The sequence below is a fragment of the Pseudomonas sp. NFIX10 genome (assembly GCF_900111955.1).
In the GTDB taxonomy this organism is placed as follows: Bacteria; Pseudomonadota; Gammaproteobacteria; order Pseudomonadales; family Pseudomonadaceae; genus Aquipseudomonas; species Aquipseudomonas fluorescens_AA.
Genome location: NZ_FOKH01000006.1, coordinates 30,429 through 47,090, shown reverse-complemented (window position 1 = coordinate 47,090; position 16,662 = coordinate 30,429). Strand labels below are relative to the sequence as shown.

The 16,662-nt window shown below is 53.6% G+C and carries 17 protein-coding genes and 1 pseudogene; 2 read left to right on the top strand and 16 right to left on the bottom strand.

The features are described from left to right. Nucleotides 1-161: 161 nt before the first annotated feature. Entirely contained in the window at nt 162-1,097 is a 936-nt protein-coding gene (locus BM321_RS07385) for an alpha/beta hydrolase (RefSeq protein ID WP_092442050.1), read from the bottom strand. Nucleotides 1,098-1,214: 117 nt separating this feature from the next. Between BM321_RS07385 and BM321_RS07380 the strand changes: the two genes are divergently transcribed. After that, nucleotides 1,215-2,111 carry a LysR family transcriptional regulator gene (locus tag BM321_RS07380; RefSeq protein ID WP_092442167.1) on the top strand — a complete coding sequence of 299 codons (897 nt, stop codon included), beginning with the start codon at nt 1,215-1,217 and terminating at the stop codon, nt 2,109-2,111. Between the two features lie 65 nt (nt 2,112-2,176). Here the strand turns inward: BM321_RS07380 and BM321_RS07375 are convergent, their stop codons facing one another. The 9 genes from BM321_RS07375 to BM321_RS07335 form a co-directional block, all read right to left on the bottom strand. Next, a complete protein-coding gene (locus BM321_RS07375) occupies nt 2,177-3,703 on the bottom strand; it encodes an IS66 family transposase (protein ID WP_092442049.1) in 1,527 nt (508 codons plus the stop codon). A 61-nt stretch (nt 3,704-3,764) separates the two neighbouring features. Beyond that, the gene (gene tnpB, locus BM321_RS30785) at nt 3,765-4,100 is read right to left on the bottom strand and encodes an IS66 family insertion sequence element accessory protein TnpB (RefSeq protein ID WP_092442048.1); all 336 of its coding nucleotides are present in this window, start codon (nt 4,098-4,100) and stop codon (nt 3,765-3,767) included. Beyond that, nucleotides 4,097-4,429, bottom strand: coding sequence for an IS66-like element accessory protein TnpA (locus BM321_RS07365; protein WP_256573387.1), 333 nt, complete (start codon nt 4,427-4,429; stop codon nt 4,097-4,099). The genes tnpB and BM321_RS07365 overlap by 4 nt, the downstream gene beginning before the upstream one ends. A 36-nt stretch (nt 4,430-4,465) precedes the next feature. Continuing rightward, nucleotides 4,466-4,801 carry a hypothetical protein gene (locus BM321_RS30470; RefSeq protein WP_092442046.1) on the bottom strand — a complete coding sequence of 112 codons (336 nt, stop codon included), beginning with the start codon at nt 4,799-4,801 and terminating at the stop codon, nt 4,466-4,468. Between the two features lie 174 nt (nt 4,802-4,975). Next, nucleotides 4,976-5,737, bottom strand: a complete 762-nt coding sequence (locus tag BM321_RS07355; RefSeq protein ID WP_092442045.1) for a GntR family transcriptional regulator — start codon at nt 5,735-5,737, stop codon at nt 4,976-4,978. Nucleotides 5,738-5,803: 66 nt separating this feature from the next. Then, nucleotides 5,804-6,559 carry a maleate cis-trans isomerase family protein gene (locus BM321_RS07350; protein ID WP_092442044.1) on the bottom strand — a complete coding sequence of 252 codons (756 nt, stop codon included), beginning with the start codon at nt 6,557-6,559 and terminating at the stop codon, nt 5,804-5,806. Beyond that, entirely contained in the window at nt 6,552-7,592 is a 1,041-nt protein-coding gene (locus tag BM321_RS07345) for a carbon-nitrogen hydrolase family protein (protein ID WP_092442043.1), read from the bottom strand. The genes BM321_RS07350 and BM321_RS07345 overlap by 8 nt, the downstream gene beginning before the upstream one ends. Before the next feature lie 11 nt (nt 7,593-7,603). Next, entirely contained in the window at nt 7,604-8,515 is a 912-nt protein-coding gene (locus BM321_RS07340) for a fumarylacetoacetate hydrolase family protein (RefSeq protein WP_092442042.1), read from the bottom strand. Nucleotides 8,516-8,533: 18 nt separating this feature from the next. Beyond that, on the bottom strand, nt 8,534-9,667 hold the full coding sequence (locus tag BM321_RS07335; protein ID WP_092442041.1) for a cupin domain-containing protein: 1,134 nt from the start codon (nt 9,665-9,667) through the stop codon (nt 8,534-8,536). 422 nt (nt 9,668-10,089) lie between these two features. Here BM321_RS07335 and BM321_RS07330 point away from each other — a divergent pair. After that, a pseudogene (locus tag BM321_RS07330) lies at nt 10,090-10,433 on the top strand (transposase domain-containing protein); the annotation flags it as partial. Between the two features lie 149 nt (nt 10,434-10,582). On the opposite strand, the gene BM321_RS07325 reads toward BM321_RS07330, so the two are convergent. From BM321_RS07325 to BM321_RS07300, 6 genes are all read right to left on the bottom strand, one after another. Then, nucleotides 10,583-12,049: an aldehyde dehydrogenase family protein gene (locus BM321_RS07325; RefSeq protein WP_092442040.1), complete on the bottom strand. Its 1,467-nt coding sequence runs from the start codon at nt 12,047-12,049 to the stop codon at nt 10,583-10,585. Between the two features lie 102 nt (nt 12,050-12,151). Then, nucleotides 12,152-13,387: a dienelactone hydrolase family protein gene (locus tag BM321_RS07320; RefSeq protein WP_092442039.1), complete on the bottom strand. Its 1,236-nt coding sequence runs from the start codon at nt 13,385-13,387 to the stop codon at nt 12,152-12,154. A gap of 21 nt (nt 13,388-13,408) precedes the next feature. Beyond that, on the bottom strand, nt 13,409-14,203 hold the full coding sequence (locus BM321_RS07315; protein ID WP_092442038.1) for an SDR family oxidoreductase: 795 nt from the start codon (nt 14,201-14,203) through the stop codon (nt 13,409-13,411). After that, a complete protein-coding gene (locus BM321_RS07310; protein WP_092442037.1) occupies nt 14,200-14,793 on the bottom strand; it encodes a cysteine hydrolase family protein in 594 nt (197 codons plus the stop codon). Before BM321_RS07310 ends, BM321_RS07315 begins: the two co-directional genes overlap by 4 nt. Then, the gene (locus BM321_RS07305) at nt 14,793-15,326 is read right to left on the bottom strand and encodes an aromatic-ring-hydroxylating dioxygenase subunit beta (protein WP_092442036.1); all 534 of its coding nucleotides are present in this window, start codon (nt 15,324-15,326) and stop codon (nt 14,793-14,795) included. The genes BM321_RS07310 and BM321_RS07305 overlap by 1 nt, the downstream gene beginning before the upstream one ends. Then, nucleotides 15,316-16,647, bottom strand: coding sequence for an aromatic ring-hydroxylating dioxygenase subunit alpha (locus BM321_RS07300; protein ID WP_092442035.1), 1,332 nt, complete (start codon nt 16,645-16,647; stop codon nt 15,316-15,318). The genes BM321_RS07305 and BM321_RS07300 overlap by 11 nt, the downstream gene beginning before the upstream one ends. Nucleotides 16,648-16,662: the final 15 nt, after the last annotated feature.

The following is a 16,662-nucleotide window of genomic DNA, read 5'->3' as shown; positions in this document are numbered from 1 at the left end:
ATGCTCCAACGAAGCTCTTACTCAAAACCCTTCAAGGCCCAGGTCGTTCTGGAATGTCTCAACCGGGAGCAGAGCTTTCCAGCGCCACCATCAGCCACGGCATCAGCTCCAACGTGATACGCAAGTGGCTACAGCGTTACCTACCCTTACCTCTTGAAAGCTTAGCTAGGATGACTCTCTCGTATTGCTTGATCCAGAAACAGGGCAGCATTTTTAACAGCCTGCATCCCTTCCGGCAAGATTGCTGCGAACATATGCCAGACATGAAACATCCTCGGCCAGACTTCCAATGACACACGCACTCGGTTTTCTCCCAAATGGGTAGCGAGCCGCATAGCGTCACTGAGCATCACTTCGTTTTCACCTATTTGCACAAGGATGGGTGGCAAGCCTCTGACGTCAGCGAAGACAGGCGATGCATCGGGATCATTGGGCAGCGCGCCATTGAGAAACGCTTTGGCCAGCAACGTAAGGCCCAGACGTGATGCTTGCGGATCCAGGCCGTCACGGTTGTCGATGGACGCGCCAGTGTGCTCCAGATTTGCCCAAGGGGACAAAGCTGCTCCACCCGCTGGTAACGGTAAGCCTGCGTTGCGGGCCTTGACCATCACCGATACGACCATTGCACCTCCAGCGGAATCGCCTGAGAACACTATGGACTTGGGATCGTGACCTTGGTCGAGCAGCCATCGATAGGACGCCAGTGTGTCATCGATGGGTGCCGGGAATGGATATTCAGGCGCCAGGCGATAGTCCGGCAGAAAGACTGTTGCTCCGAGTAGTTTCGCGAAGTGCCCAGCCAGACCTAGATATCCAGTCGGGCTACCGCCCACATAACCTCCGCCATGGATGTAGAGAAGAATCCGATTGCCCTCAAGTTCATCGGGCACCACAACCTTGCCGGGTACACCGCCCATATCGACGTCATGACAGGTTACGCCTGCGGGAACCGGATGCGTGGACAACACCCGTTCGTAAGCTTTGCGTTGCTCATCAAGGGTAGTGTTCGTTTCCTGCCCTAGAAGAAAGGGCCCAAAGTCAGCGGCGGATGCAACCCAGGCGTCGAGACGGGCCTGAACAGGGGTGGAGAAGGACATGCGTAGTTCCTCAAATGAGATTCCGATGCAATGCATCAGGATTGGCGATCGTGGTTCCAGTGTATCCTTCTCATTAACGAACAGATTTCCCCTCTGTGGTTCCGCGTGGAGTTGCTTATGAGTCGTTTGAATCTAGATGAAATGAGCGCGTTCATGGCCGTGGTCGAGACCGGAAGTTTCGTTGCTGGTGGCCGGTCGCTCGGGCTGACACGCTCGGCAGCAGGTAAGGCAATTACTCGCCTTGAAACCCATCTTGGTGTGCGGCTCCTCAATCGCACGACGAGAAACATGAGCATCACGGATGACGGTCAATTGTTCTACCAGCACTGCATTCAGATCTTCAGCAATTTGGAAGAAGCCCAAGAGAGTGTGGGTCAGAAGGTAGGTGCACCAAGAGGTAATCTGCGCATTAGTCTGCCTGATGCGCTTGGCCGATTGTTGGTACTTCCATTGCTGGCCGAGTATCAACGGCTGTGGCCCGATGTTCAGGTCGATGCAAGCTTCTCAGACAGGGTGGTAGATATCGTTGACGAAGGCTTCGATCTCGCGGTGCGCATTGGTAACCATGCAACCGATACCAGCCTTGTATCTCGCACGGTGGCCCATCATCGCGCAGTCATTTGTGCCGCTCCCGCTTACGTCCAAGCTTATGGAATTCCTCAAACTGCGGATGATCTTCTCCATCACGAATGTCTGGTGTTTAGCAGCCGTATGAAGCGTCAACCTTGGCGATTACAAGAAGCAAGCGGCGAGTGGCTAAAGGTCAGTCCGAACAGTCGGCTAAGGCTGGACAGCGCAGAGGCAATTCGAGATGCAGCTCTCCTAGGCTTAGGTCTCGCTTACCTGCCTACGTTCCTAGCGGCTAACTACCTTGAGGATGGCCGCCTGAAGCAATTGCTTCAGGCGTACGGCACGGAAGATGTGCCAGTTCAAGCCATCTATCCAAGCAAGCGGCATTTACCACCGAAGGTTCGGGGCTTCATTGACTTGATGGTTGAGCGCTGGAAATGCTAAGGGACAGAAAGTTCTTAGTAAGAGGGTAGTAGCGGTAAGCAGTTAGGGAACATACCTTGCGCAGATCAGGCAGGCATCCACTGATGTGGTAGCAACTGGTCGATTTGACTGTCCCGCTGTGTTGGCAGCCGCGTCAGCACATCCTTCAGATAGGCATACGGATCATGACCATTCATGCGCGCAGACTGGATCAAACTCATGATCGCTGCCGCCCGTTTTCCGCTGCGTAACGACCCTGCAAAGAGCCAGTTCTTACGTCCAAGAGCCCATGGTCGTATCTGGTTTTCCGCCCAATTATTATCAATGGGTACAGCCCCGTCATCGAGGTAGCGCGACAGCGCTGCCCAGCGTTTCAGGCTGTAATCGAGTGCTCTGCTGATGGCTGAGCCTTCGGGCACAAGATCGCGCTGAGCGCTCATCCAGGTATGCAGCATGTTCACTATCGGGACGGCCTTTTCCTGCCGTATTCGGCGCCGTAAATTCGGTTCCATGTCGCGGACTTCGCTCTCGATTTCGTACAACAACTGGATGTAACGTAGTGCTTGCTCAGCAAGCGTGCTTTTATTAGTAGCGTGCAGTTCGAAGAACTTACGCCGCGCATGAGCCATGCACCCAATCTCGGTCACGCCGAGTTCGAAGCTGGCCTTGTAGCCGCCAAAATCATCGCAGACTAGCCTGCCCTTCCAGTCATTCAGGAAGTTGCGAGCGTGCTCTCCGGCGCGGCTGGGGCTGAAGTCGTAAACCACCGCCGCCACGTCCGAGAACTGGGTGGTGGCGTAGGCCCAAACATAAGAACGGTGGGTTTTCTTCGCTCCCGGCATGAGCATCTGCACCGGAGTTTCATCGGCATGAATAACCTGCTGCCCGAGCACCACGTCGCGCAGCGCATCAACCAGCGGCTGCAACTGAACCCCAGTCACACCGACCCATTGAGCCAGGGTGGAGCGTGGAATCGCCAAGCCCGCTCGACCGAAGATCGATTCCTGACGGTAAAGCGGCAGGTGGTCGGCAAACTTGGCGATCATGACGTGGGCGAGCAGGCCCGAAGTCGGGATGCCCTTATCAATGACCTGAGCCGGAATGGGTGCCTGGATCAGCGTTTCGCAGTCATCACAAACCCATTTGCCACGTACATGGCGTTCAACGGTAAATACGCCGGGCGTGTAGTCCAGTTTCTCGCTGACGTCCTCGCCGATGCGCTTGAGGACGCAGCCGCATGGACAGTGAGTGTTGTCCGGTTCGTGATGGATCAGCGTGCGTGGAAACTCTGCCGGTAATGCGGTGCGCTTGGGCTTCTGCTTTTTCTGGGCTGCCGCTGTCACTGCTTGCAAGGCCTGAAGCTCTGCTTCAATCGCGGCGATATCGGTATCGATCAGGTCATCGAGCAAACTGGCCTGCTCGGGATTCATCTGCTCGCTGCGTTTGGCAAACTTCAAACGCTTGAGCTGAGCGATCTCGAAGGTCAGTTTCTCGATGACTGTTTGGTCACCGGTGATTTTCTTGCCCATCGTGTCGACTTGCGACAGCAACTGCGCTGCCAAAGCACGCAGTTGGTCGGGGGACATTTGGTCGAGATTGGGAGAAGAAGTCATGCGCCGGATTTTGCCAGAGCAGGCAATTCCCGGCGATAGATCGATAGGCTAATGGCAGCCATTAAAGCAGTGTGATCGAGCCTCCAGAACCTGCGCGTTGCCATGGCAGACCCAGCACTAACGCCTGAAATTGCTCGGTATCCAGCTCCATCTCAGAACCGTGGCGAACGCCAGGCCAGTGGAACTTGCCTTGGTTTAACCGGCGCGCCGCCAGCCATATTCCGAAGCCGTCATGCACCAGCACTTTCATGCGATTGGCGCGGCGGTTGGCGAACAGATAAGCACAGTGCGGCTGCGCCGCACCGAACACCGCAATAACCCTGGCTAACGCCGTCGCGGTGCCTGCGCGCATGTCCATCGGCTCGGTGGCGAGCCAGATGGAGTCGATGCGAATCATCGCAAAAGGTCTCGAAGAAAGGTCGCGCAGGCAGCAGCATTTTCAGTGGGCCAGCTCACTTTTACGGTGCCGCGCGTATGCTGTATTTCAATGCAGATATTCGATGATGATGCGTGGGATTTTGCCCCGGCCAGCGGCACTGGCAACGGGATAAAGGCAGGTTGCAGCGCTGTGCTTTTCTGCGCATGCAGCCGAATCCATTTGTGGACAAGGTTTGCATTGAGGTTATGGCTGAAAGCGATGCTGGCAATCGAAGCACCGGGCTGGGCACACTCTTGAATGACTTGGGCTTTAAAGGACTTGGAGTAGGAACGGCGTGTTGGCTGCATGAAATACCCACTTAAAAGGCTAGAACTGGTGCCCACTTAAAATTTAAGTGCACACCATGTCTTGGCTTTGCGGGGCTGGGTAGATGACTTGGCCGGACGCATACGTTCATTCTCCAACGCGAGTTGAATGCGTTGCTCGATGACGTCTGCGAATTGGCCCAACGATTCGGGTGCACCCGTGCGAAGCTCGTTTTCGCTTATGGTTCTTTTCAGCTCCGCCCGAAGCTGCCTGACCTGAGCGACCAGTGTGGCCACCGTATCGCTTGGCGTGTCGCCCTCCAGTCCCAGTGCCTTCATTTCTTCGGCGATGAGCTGGCTTTCTAACTCTGGCGGTTCGGTTTTCTGTGAGCCAACATAGAGTGCGCACTTCATTCAGGTAAGGTAAGGTAAGGTAAGGTATATTTTCCTACCTGTAGGGGGCTAGATTCACTTGGCCGATCTTCTTGCTGGTTGAAATCCAGCCTATAGGGCGGGGCCCAACGCTAGATGGCATTGGATGGTGTGCAAAGCCCTGCCCTTTGTCTGGCTTGTAACTGTAATACTCCATCAGTCTACTTCTACGTCAGCAGTACCCTGCTGACGCTCTAGAATGTCTTGTATCCAGAAACCCGTTTCTCGATAGTGGTTGGCCAACAAGTCGCAGGCTAGTTTGTTGTCTCCGGCTAAGGCTGCATCAACCAACGCAAGATGTTCCGCATCAATATCTCTACCCATTCGTCGACCTACTTGAGTCAGGCTCGGTCTGCGGTACCGTTCGGTGTGCCTATACAATTGGCTGGCATAGCCCATCAACCATTCGGAGTTGCAACCGGAAATTAATGCCTTATGAAATTCACAATGCTTTGGCTCAAGTCGCTCGTAGCATTCATCGGACATACATCCAGCCTCAGGCCGCTCCCGCTGCGTCAAACGCAATGCATGATAGGCTTGCATTAACTGCAGCTGCCAGTTTTTCTCCCCCTTCGCAATTGATAACCTCAAGGCTTCGCTCTCAATGAGGATTCGGGTGTTAATTGCATCCCACATTTCGGCAATGGAAATTGGCTTAACTTTAAATCCTCTGGATGAAGAGGTTACGACCAACTTTTCTGCTTGAAGACGATTAAGTGCTTCGCGGATGGGTGAAAAGCTAATCCCATACCGCTCTTTTAACACTTCCAAGCGCAGCGCTTGGCCCGGTTTATAAAACCCTGCAATGATATCGTTTCGAATCATTGCATGAGCTTTAACTCCAAGCGTCATTTCACTCACTGCTTGGTCAGTAGCGGGGACAAGTGACAATGTTGAGGTCGTATCGTTATGGTCCATCGCTTGCCCTTTTTGAGGATCCGCTAAAATTTCCCGATACTACTATCGCTCGCTCCGCAAAGCAGCTTAGTAGCGGCCTGATAGCAGTGATCCGAACCCGGGCGCAGCCGTTTTGAGCCCCAATTGCTTGAGCATCATGTAGGTAGTCGCTACAGCTGACGAAATCACCGGGATTCCGGTACGATCTTCGATCAGTCGAATCGACGGAAGCGATGGCATCTGAACGCAAGCTGAACCAACGATCGCATCCACGCCGTTGGTGCGCAGCCGCTTGGTAATTTCTGCTGGAGCCCACGGATCCTGGAGACCAACCTCCAAGTTGTCGGAGATTTCAAGCGAGATGCTATCTACGACCTCGATACCTTCATTTTCCAGGTACTGAATGACGAGGTTGGTAAGCGGCTTCATATACGGCGTAAGAATCGATACGCGCTTGGCGTTGAGCGCTTTCAATCCGTCGACAAGTGCTCCGGCGCTGGTCACGACTGGCGCCGCTCCACCGTTGGAAACGGTCTGCTGGTGTAAGCGTTTTTCTGATACCCGATGGTACCCCATGCCCATGCTCATGATTGCGACGAGGCAGGCGTACCCCAGAACGTCGACGCGAGCATCAGAGAGTTCCAATGCACAGCGGTCGCTGTCCTTGTCCATCAGAGCCAGCTCTTCTTTTGTAACGTGCTTCATTCGCATGCGGCTGGAATGGAACGTGAAACGCTCGGGCTCGACGGCCTCACGTACACGCAAAATTGCCGGGATTTCGGTTTCCATCGTGGTGTTCGATGAAGGAACAATCTGTCCGATTCGGTAGTGGAGCTTACTCATGGTTCGCTGTTTCCTTTCCTGATTGCTCAGGCCAACTGAAATCGCTGTGGGCTGCGATAGGGGATTCAACTGGATCATCAAATCGCGCTGACGTGAGTGCTTGACGGTTCACCTTCAAATCGAAAATGTCGAAACGGTTGTACCCGCCTGTGATGTCATGCATTTGTCGAGGTTGGATGCAGCGCGACAGGTCGATGTCGGTGTATACAATCCCCTCTTCATCGATGAGGGGGGTGCCGATCACGCGGCCGTCTGGGCCAAGCACCCCGCTAAAGGCGCTGTTTTTTCTACTCAGCGTTTCGCGCGCGTTCGGGCTGATTTCGCTCATGGCTTCAATGATCTCTTCGGAAATCGTTGAGCAAGATACGATGGTGAACACCTTTCCTTCGAACGAGTGCGCGGCAGCTCGGAGCTTGATAGCTTCAGCCATGTCATAGTCGGGAGGAGCGACCGGCAGCGAAATATAGGACGCCACGTGTACTAGCTCTCCCTGAGCCAACAAGCTGAAGCGAGCAAGCGTATTGGTGTTTTCGCCACAGGCCAGAGTTCCCAGAGGGCCGACGCTGGTCTTATGGACACGCAGGCTCGAAGCATCACCGTTAGACCACGTTAGCTTCTCCGCCCATGTGGGTACTAGCTTCCTATGACGCCCAAGCAGCCGACCGTCATCGGCGATCGTCACCACGGTGTTGTAAATAGTGGCGATTCCTTGGGGACTGCGCTCATTCAAGCCGATCACTACATTGATGGCGTTGTCTTTTGCGGCCTGTTGTAGCCGTGAAAATTCCGCGCTTGGGATCTCTATGGCGGACTTACATAGCTTCTCGAACCACGGACTGCCTAATAAAGGATTGGCAAGCCAACTCCAGTAGGGGTAAGCCGACACGAATACTTCAGGAAATGCGACGAGTTTCGCGCCGTTTCTGGCCGCCTCAGCAATGAGTTCACAGGCTTTCGTAATTGTGGCGTCAGTATTCAAAAAGACTGGCGACGCTTGTACCGCTGCAGCCTTAAAAACAGGTAAGTCCAACATGATGTGCCTCACTATGCGGCGACGACTGGATTACGCAGGCAGCCTATCGATTGAACCTCAGCTTCCATGACGTCGCCCGGCCAGACCCATTCTTGTGGCGTGCGACCTGCGCCTACACCCTCTGGCGTGCCGGTAGCGATGATGTCACCTGGCTCCAGCGTGATGCCTGCGCTGATATCCGCGATCAGCTTCGGAATCTTGAACAACATGTGACGAGTATTGGATGACTGCTTGACCACTCCGTTGACCTTCAAGCTAAGGTCTAGGTTATGTGGGTCTGGGACTTCATCGGCAGTAACGATCATCGGACCAAATGGGGCGTAGGTATCTTGGCCTTTGGAATAAATCCACTGACCGGCGCGTCGGCAATCACGGGCACTTATGTCGTTCAGGACGCTGTACCCAAACACGTAATCAAGCGCATTAGTTTCGAGCACGCCTTTGCCACGCGTACCAATCACTACTGCCAGCTCGACTTCCCAATCCAGTTGCTGGGTAATCCTCGCGTTGTGTTCAACAGCATCGCCCGGGCCGATGATAGTAGTTGGCGGCTTTGAGAAGATGACAGGCTCTTTTGGCAGCTCTTTGGACGTATCCAGCGACTTGCTCGATTCCGCCACGTGCTCGACGTAGTTCAAACCGATCCCGAAGATGTTTTTCCGCGGTCGTGGAATCGGGGCCAGAAATTTCACGTTGGCCAGAGGCACAGCGACGCCGATAGGGAACGCTCCTTCATAACTGGCCAGAAGCTGGCTGGTAGATTTTACAGCGCTTGGACCGAGATCTATGAAATCGAGCATGTTGTCGGGTAATACACTACCGGCAGCAGCGGCAAGCTTGTTCAGGTCGACCACCTGATCACCTACCACTGCGCCCAGGCGCGAAGCAGCATTTACATCTGCACGAAATGTTACGAGACGCATATTCGAACTCCCTATTGCTCAATAAGTAGTGGTCGCTTGATAGCCGTCGTTCACTTTGAACGGCTTTTCACGGTACAGGCCGAGAGCCTGAATGGCCGGTAGGTCGTTGAAGCTGAACAGGCAGGCGTCATCAGAATCGGAGGTATTTACGTGTTCATGCACAGCCCAAGATGGGACGCAGAAGATATCGCGCTCTTGCCAATCAAAGCGCTGGCCATTAATGATGGAGTAGCCACGACCTTTGGCGACCTGGTACACGAAGCTTCCAGTATGCTGGTGTGCCTTGCCACGAAAGCCTGGCATCAGTCGCTGCATACTTGCGCCTATGGTTGGCATTACATGGCCACCCGTCGCCGGGTTTGTGTACTGCATGATGTGGCAGTCGAACTGGTCGGGCGCTACCTTCTCGGCGTACGTCACCAGAGCTTGATAGGTGTCTTGCCAGCTGTACTTGAATAGCGGCGAATAAGGCTTATCCCATTTTGTGAAGGACGGCCGGATACCGGCGCCCCCCCAGATACTCACCGAGTCATCCACCGGCGCAATGACTTTTTGCTTCAAGTCGGGATGAACCGCGTAGAAACCAGCCTCAAATGCGTTTACCAATGGAATATCGAGGCCGTCTTGCCAGATGCAGGTCCTGCCATCAGCTTCAACGCCGTGTTCGTGCCAGGTGCCGTTAGGGGTAATGACGAAGTCGTTTGCGCCTAAGGTTATTTTGTGGCCATCGACAATGGTGTAAGCCCCGGATCCCTCCATGATGAAACGAAGTGCGGAGGCTGAATGGGCGTGTGCCGAAGCGGCTTCGCCAGGGTGCATTACCTGCAGGCCGGAATAGAGCCATCCGACTGCTGCGGATACATCCTTGCGTCCAGGGTTGTTTAGGTAGATCACTCGACGACCTGCTTTTTCGGGAGTAACGAGATCGACAGAGCGCAGCACATGCTCTCGCAGATCCGCATAGTGCCAAATGACCGGGACTGAAGCCGACTTGGGCTCCCACGGTTCGATCTTGTTTGCAATGGTCCACAACGCACCGGTATTAAGGCGGTCCAGCTCCGCGTAATAAGCTACCAGCTCGGGCGTATCCTCTACGTCCGCTCGGCCTGCAGCGGACTCCCGATGTGTGTCGAAACGACGATTCTCAGACATATCTATCTCCGTGCAATCTATTTCTTTTTATAAAAAGAATTGACGTAATATACAACCTATAGTTAGAAGGTCGTCGTTTTTTGACATTATTATGTCGTTTTTAGTGTGATACTCATTTTTTTTGCGGTGTTTTGTGATGCATTTTTCCGTTTTGTTCGATGTTATTTTATAAAACATAATTTTACGGCTTTGGCGAACGCTGAATGGTTGGCGACCTTGAGCAATCCGCTCACGCCTATGACGTTGCCTCAGGAGTAATTCGGAGACCCTGTGCACGTCGGGAAGTCCTTCTTACGGAAACTGGGAGGATCTCATCGGCGCTCAGTGCGCAACCGGGCAGAGCAGGAAAGGCCAAAAGCCACCAAGTTTGCTGACCACCTACCTCTTTACCGTCAGGAGTCCCGGAACGCCTACGCCGCATCCAGCGCGATCTTGTGCCCAACGGATCAGCGACGGCCAAAGCCTTCTACAGCCTTGAACGCTGGGTAGCGCTGACGCGCTTCCTCGATGGTGGGGCTGTGCCCATCGACAACAATCCAGTCGAAAATTAGATCAGACCGTGGGCTCCGGGACGCTCGAACTGGCTATTTGCAGGCTCACTACGCAGCGGCAAACGGGTGGCGGCTAACATGAGTTTGATCCAGTCGGCACGTATGAATGGGCATGATCCGTATGCGTATCTGAAAGATGTGCTGATACGGCTCTGTCCACGCAGCGGGCGAGTGAGATTGATCAACTGCTACCGCATCAGTGGGTATCTGCCTGAGTCATGCAAGGTGACTTCGGCGGACGCTTACATCTTTGGGCGATAGAAGGTTTTCGTCTTCTGAATTCCATTGGGATCCGTCTCCAGTCAAGGGGCGGATTGATACAATGGCCCCAACACCACAGGTGTGGGGCCATTATTATTGCTCATCAGATAGGGAAGGCACGCTCACCCAGTTGTAAAGTTATCCACTTAAGCTCGGTCATGTCGTGGATTGAGTAACGACCATTTTCCTTACCATGACCGCTATCCTTGAATCCTCCGAAAGGCGCATTTGGGTCGTCGTCAAAAGAATTATCATTGATATGTACCGAACCAGCTTCGATACGAAGTGCGAAGTCAAATGCCTTCTGAAGATCGTTTGTTACGATGCCCGAAGAAAGACCGTAGGAAGTATCGTTTGCCAGCTCAATGGCGTGTTCGAAGTCTTTGGCCTTGTATATGGAAACCAACGGTCCGAAGCTCTCTTCGTCATAGACAGCCATCGACCGCGTGACATCGGTCAATACGGCGGGTTGGAACAGGTTTCCGAGATACTCACCACCCGTCAGCAGAGTTGCACCTTTGGCAATGGCGTCGTCGATCTGACCACGGATGAATTCGCACTGGTTGGCGCTTATCAGTGGACCCACTATCGTGGTGGGGTCTGCAGGGTCCCCACAGCGAATGGAGCGGACTTTTTTAACGAACGCGGTGCAAAATTCCTCATAAATGCCTTCTTCGACAATGATCCGGGAGTTGGCCATGCACACCTGGCCCTGGCTAAAGAAGATCCCGAAAGCAGCGGCGTTGACGGCATAGTCCAACTTCGCATCATTGAGAATGACGATGGGACTCTTGCCGCCAAGTTCCAGAACAATTCGCTTCTGAAACTTGCCAGCCAACTCGGACAGGTACTGACCGACTTTCGCCGACCCCGTGAAGGTCATCATTTTCACGCGTTTGTCTGAAAAGAACTTGTCACCGAGCGCTTCATTGGTAGTGGGCAGCACGCTGAACACGCCTGGTGGGACGCCAGCTTCTTCCAGAATCTCAGCGAAGAGCAAACCAATCAGTGGAGTTTGCGGGGCAGGCTTCATGAGGAACGCGTTCCCGGCGGCCAAGGCTGGGGCGAGCTTTTTCCCGTTCAAGAGCAGCGGTGCGTTAAATGGACCAACGCCTGCAATCACACCCAGCGGCTGCCGGATAGACATCGAGATACGACCTGCGCTGTCGGCAGGCATGGTTTCGCCGCGGATATCGCGTGCCTGTCCTGCCGCGATGCGGAATGTGCTCACCATGTAGTCGCATTCGAACATGGCCTTGCCAAACACATTGCCACTTTCCTCGATGAGGATTTTCGCAATGTCGCCGCGTCGACGCTCAATGATATCCGCAGCACGACAGAGAATTGCCTCGCGCTCCTTGGCGAGGGTCTTTCCCCAGGCTTTTTGCGCCTCGAATGCTGAGGCGATAGCGCTATCGATATCTGCTGCCGTCGCAAGTTTCACACGTGCAATTGCTTTTTGGGTGTAGGGGTTAATCACGACCTGTTCCGGTTGGTCGTCGCTTTGCCAGGATCTACCGTTGATATAAGGATAGTAAATTTTTAGGTCTTTTATGGATAAGTCGGTCATTGCAGCACACCTATGAGTCAAGTTTGCGCGAAAAAATATTCTCGAAGTGTCGAGCTGGACATGGGGCTGGGGGGGCGTTCTCAGGGAGTGCCCAGCGGCGTGTTACAATGCTTCGCTATTCTTCCAATTATTCATCAGCGTATTCGAAGGAAGTGCCTCATCCAGAAGCTTCTGCGCAGTAATTGCGCCTGCGATAGGCAAACCTGTCGGGTCAAGAAGACCTACCTGGACAAGCAGACTCGCCTGATCCCAGTAAATATGCTCGTGATAAAGCTTGTCACCTCTGAATCGGACGACGCCCAGCATGGGGATTTCGACGTACTTTCCGGTAGGCGCCACGTTCGGGAGCATCCAATCGATCTCCGTAGTGTGGGTAAAACACATGATGAATTCATCGACGATCTGCAGCGCACCCACTGTCCGGGAAAGGGGGATCATTTTCATGTCCGGCGGGTTTCCGTGGACAAAGTGATGCTGATAAAAACGGCTTAGCTGCTTGCTGCCAACTCCACCGGTCATCGTCGGGATGTGGTTGACGTAGGGCTCCGAGACCATGGTGGCCATCGTTGCAGGAACGTCTCGAGTATCGAATTCGTGCTTTACATGCTCGTCCCACAAATCCGAAAGGTTGAAGTTTGGACCAATCTCTTGCTTCAACGCTGCGATGGTTCTTTCATGCGCCATGAGGGCGGCGGGTTTATCGAAGTGATCACTGCCTACACGGGCGAACGCGTGGTCGACATTCGGATAGACATAGATCTCCGAACCCTTGCTGCCTTTCAAGGCTGAGCTGATTTCTGCGCGGGCGTGGGCGTCGCAGTAAGCGTCGTTTTCGGCAAAATGAAGGACCAGTCGCCCCTGGATGCTATCCACTTCGTCGAGATAGTTTTCGATACCCATGCCATAGAAACCGACCGAGCAAGCAGCCTGGGTGCGTGTGGCCGTGAGATACGCCAGTTTGCCGCCCATGCAGAAGCCGACGAAACCGAAGCCATCGCCTTCGACCTGGTCCAGGGTTTTGAGCTTGGCAAAGCTTGCAGAAATATCATGAACAGCCAGATCCAGATCCATGCGCTGGAATAAATCGATCGCTTTTGCAAAGTCCTGTTCCGTGTAACCGAGGTCGACGTTCCGCTCCATTCTCCAAAACAGGTCGGGCACCAATACCACGTATCCCTCTTCAGCATAGAGGTCTGCAACGGCGCGCATGTTTGCGTTGACGCCAAAAATTTCCTGACCGAGAACCAGTCCCGGGCCTCTTCCGCTCGCGGGAACAGCAAGATAACCGCGAAATGATTGCGCTTTGTCCTGGGGCTGGATAGCGATGAATTCGCCCATTTTATGTTCCTCTAGATCATACTATTCTGAATCGGAATGACGCTGGAACCACACGCGAGGCGATATACCTCTGTCTGGACCCAGTATGGAAAAACCTCCATCTACAGGTATATCAACGCCGGTCATCCAAGAGGCGCCGGATGTGCAGAGAAAAGCGACCACATTCCCGACTTCCTCACCTCGGCCGATACGCCCTAGAGGGTGGAAGTCAGCGCCGACGCGGTCAGCGAGCGCTATATCGTTATTTGTTTGGTTGGCTACGGCCGGGGACCAGGTCCACGCCGGCGAGACGCTCAGCACGCGAGTACCATTGGGCGCCAGGCTCACGGCGAAATTCTTGGTCAATTGAAGCATCGCGGCTTTAGAGGCAGGGTAGAGTGCACGGCCGGCTGTGCCGAATTTCCCACCCGTGCTGGTGATGTTCACTATCGTGCTGCCAGGCTTTAAAAGAGGAGATACTTTTTGCACGAAGATGGCGGCGGAGATAACGTTGACGTTCAGGCTTTTGTGCCAATCTTCCCGGGAAGAGTCGATGCCCCGATCGGTGTAGGTACAAGCGTTGTTGACGAGGATATCGATTTTGCCGAATCGGTCGATTGTATTGTCGATGCATTTATCAATATCTTCATCATTTTCCACATCGCACTCTGTGTAGGAAGCGCATGGACCAAGCTCGTCGCATAACGCTTTTCCAGCACTGGCATTGCGACCGACCAGCATGACTTCCCCCCCTTGGGCTATCATGACTTTGGCAATATCCAGACCAAGCCCCTGGGTGCTGCCGGTGATGATTGCGACTTTTCCTTCGAGACTCATGATGGCACCTTGAACAATTGGTCAACGCTGGAAATTTCAGCGATTAGGCTCATGCTTTTAAGCGACGCTTGATGCGCTGCGGGGTCTGCGGCAGCGCACGCGTCCGCGGGAACGATTACGTAATATCCGCAATCCACTGCGTGCCTTACAGTACTTTCTACGACTGAGTGAGTTGCCACACCTGCAATGATCAGCGTACGCGCGGAAAGCATGTTTAGAAGTGCTTCCGCATGCGTACCGTAAAACGCGTTGATCCGCTTGTGGGTAATGATGAACTCCTCGCCGTTTTCATGGGGGCACAAGGCGTCCATGAATTCGGCTCCCCAAGTGCCGTCAATCATGGCACCTATCTTCTTTACGTTTTTTAATATCGGCGCGTTATCGATCAAGTCGGAGTAATCACCTCGATATGCAACACGCACATGGATGATCGGCCAACCGTTGTTTCGCGCGCCACGTAGTAATGACGTTGCAGAGGAAATTAGATTCGCGCGAACTACCTCGTCCTCGTCCAGACCTACCTTTATACGTCCTTCCGGATGCAGGACATCATTCTGATAATGGAGCGCGATAACGATGGGCCGCGTCATCAAACGAATACCTCTAGGTTAGCAAACACATCATTGCAGTTGACAAGATCAACACGTTTGAGCTTGATCTTCCAACCCTCCGCCCTATTGCCTGCAAGTTTGTAGGTGTAACGCCCAGCGAGTTGACGTTGATCTAAACGCCATTCCGTGGCTTGGAACACCGCGCTGACCACCAAGTTATCGTCCTCGTCCAGACCTTCAATGCATACGTTCCCAACCAAGTGAGTTGTTTGAGTTCGTAGTTGTTGTGACCAGTTACGCGCATTCTCTACGCGACGAATGCGTGTCTCGCGCAACATGCGGTTTTCCCAGAACAGGGAGATGTGGTCAAACGGGTTCACTTGGCTGTGCTTTTGCGGGACCCAATACATTCCATCATCGGTGAAGAGTTTGTCCCACTCCCAGAACTTCCAGGTATCCAGCAGGCGAGCTTCTTTAAAAAGAAATTGCTCGATCGAGCGAAGGGTGGCTTCTTCGACACGTGTAGTTTTCAGGTCGGTTGTATTTACGTTGAAAGTGCGGTCAAGCAACATTATTGCTCTCCTTTGCGATAATTGTTCCGGTCATGAACTTTTTCCAGGCCGCAAACTGATTACGCATGGGCAGTTCGCTGGTGCCATTGATAGAGACTGCACCGTCTTCAAGAATGGTATCGGTGCCGACATAACGGTGCATGCCGATCCAGTTGCCGCCTCGGGTCATGTTGCCCTCCTGGCAGCGTGCATACACTTCAACGTCGTCCGGCATGACATTTGAAGAGGGGGAGTTGATGACGTTGGCGTAAGTCAGCGCCCGATCGAACACCACATCTGGGGCGCCTTTACAGCGGAACGTCTGGATCTCCACCATAGTTTTATCGACAGCAACCGGGCGTATAACCCGGAATTGCATGAAGACGGTATGAGGCGATCCGCTGCCGTAAATCACGGTGTTATGTCGGTTCATGCCCAGGATTTCACGAGCTCGGTCCGCTCCGTAGGCTTCGCTCAAACATTCAAAGTGCGCCCGCGAGACTTCGTCCTTCTCGGCGGCGTCTGGATCGAAGATCGCCTCCATATAGCCATGGCCATTATGGTAGGCGCGCAGTTCCAGCTTTTCCCAGAAGTCATAGGGCTCGCCATTGCCATCCATGATCAGCAGTTCAAACGGCATCTCGCCGATGGCTTCGGCTTGTTCTCGAGCGGCATCGACAGATGATTCGTGGGTCACCCGTGCATGCATGGTGTCGTGGAGATTTTCGTAGAAAACTTTCCAATTGGAACGTTGTTGTACGCGGAAAATACCGCCCGCTACTTCAAGTTCACCCACCGGGGATCTGTCGCACATGTTGTCAATGGAACTGACGACGCCGCCAAGGAACGTCTTCAGGTCTTCGCCGTAGGACGCCTGACTGGCGAACACGAACCCGCGATAGCTATCAACCCTCGCCACACTGGTCATGGAAAAATCCGGATGTTTCGGGTCATAACATGTGCCCTCGAATCCGCTCTTCAGAGGCGCCGACAGGTGAGCACCGTTCAACTTGAATGTCCAGGCGTGGTAGGGGCATCGGAAAAATTTGCCGACATTGCCATCACCGTCTGCCACCAACTTTGCACCCTTGTGAGCGCAGCGGTTGTAATGGACGTTTACTTTGCCGTCAGTTGCACGAACCATCACGACATCCTGATCGCCGATTCGAGTCGTGTGGTAATCGCCAGTGTTCTTTACTTGACTCTCGTGGCCTACATAAATCCAGGCATGGCCATAAATTCGCTCCATTTCAAGTTGAAAGAGAACAGGGTCGATGTACACACTTTTATGAACGCTGTCGGGCCGGATCAAATCGGCAATTTGTTCATTGGTCGGAATCATTGTTCGCTCCTTTAA

What these genes read in the sequence shown, in the direction of transcription:
- BM321_RS07335 (WP_092442041.1), bottom strand. Translation starts at nt 9,667, where the DNA reads ATGTCTGAGAATCGTCGTTTCGACACACATCGGGAGTCCGCTGCAGGC.
- BM321_RS07320 (WP_092442039.1), bottom strand. Translation starts at nt 13,387, where the DNA reads ATGGGCGAATTCATCGCTATCCAGCCCCAGGACAAAGCGCAATCATTT.
- BM321_RS07365 (WP_256573387.1), bottom strand. Translation starts at nt 4,429, where the DNA reads ATGCAGCCAACACGCCGTTCCTACTCCAAGTCCTTTAAAGCCCAAGTC.
- BM321_RS07380 (WP_092442167.1), top strand. Translation starts at nt 1,215, where the DNA reads ATGAGTCGTTTGAATCTAGATGAAATGAGCGCGTTCATGGCCGTGGTC.
- BM321_RS07350 (WP_092442044.1), bottom strand. Translation starts at nt 6,559, where the DNA reads ATGAGTAAGCTCCACTACCGAATCGGACAGATTGTTCCTTCATCGAAC.
- BM321_RS07375 (WP_092442049.1), bottom strand. Translation starts at nt 3,703, where the DNA reads ATGACTTCTTCTCCCAATCTCGACCAAATGTCCCCCGACCAACTGCGT.
- BM321_RS07355 (WP_092442045.1), bottom strand. Translation starts at nt 5,737, where the DNA reads ATGGACCATAACGATACGACCTCAACATTGTCACTTGTCCCCGCTACT.
- BM321_RS07325 (WP_092442040.1), bottom strand. Translation starts at nt 12,049, where the DNA reads ATGACCGACTTATCCATAAAAGACCTAAAAATTTACTATCCTTATATC.
- BM321_RS07345 (WP_092442043.1), bottom strand. Translation starts at nt 7,592, where the DNA reads ATGTTGGACTTACCTGTTTTTAAGGCTGCAGCGGTACAAGCGTCGCCA.
- BM321_RS07310 (WP_092442037.1), bottom strand. Translation starts at nt 14,793, where the DNA reads ATGACGCGGCCCATCGTTATCGCGCTCCATTATCAGAATGATGTCCTG.
- BM321_RS07315 (WP_092442038.1), bottom strand. Translation starts at nt 14,203, where the DNA reads ATGAGTCTCGAAGGAAAAGTCGCAATCATCACCGGCAGCACCCAGGGG.
- tnpB (WP_092442048.1), bottom strand. Translation starts at nt 4,100, where the DNA reads ATGATTCGCATCGACTCCATCTGGCTCGCCACCGAGCCGATGGACATG.
- BM321_RS07385 (WP_092442050.1), bottom strand. Translation starts at nt 1,097, where the DNA reads ATGTCCTTCTCCACCCCTGTTCAGGCCCGTCTCGACGCCTGGGTTGCA.
- BM321_RS07340 (WP_092442042.1), bottom strand. Translation starts at nt 8,515, where the DNA reads ATGCGTCTCGTAACATTTCGTGCAGATGTAAATGCTGCTTCGCGCCTG.
- BM321_RS30470 (WP_092442046.1), bottom strand. Translation starts at nt 4,801, where the DNA reads ATGAAGTGCGCACTCTATGTTGGCTCACAGAAAACCGAACCGCCAGAG.
- BM321_RS07300 (WP_092442035.1), bottom strand. Translation starts at nt 16,647, where the DNA reads ATGATTCCGACCAATGAACAAATTGCCGATTTGATCCGGCCCGACAGC.
- BM321_RS07305 (WP_092442036.1), bottom strand. Translation starts at nt 15,326, where the DNA reads ATGTTGCTTGACCGCACTTTCAACGTAAATACAACCGACCTGAAAACT.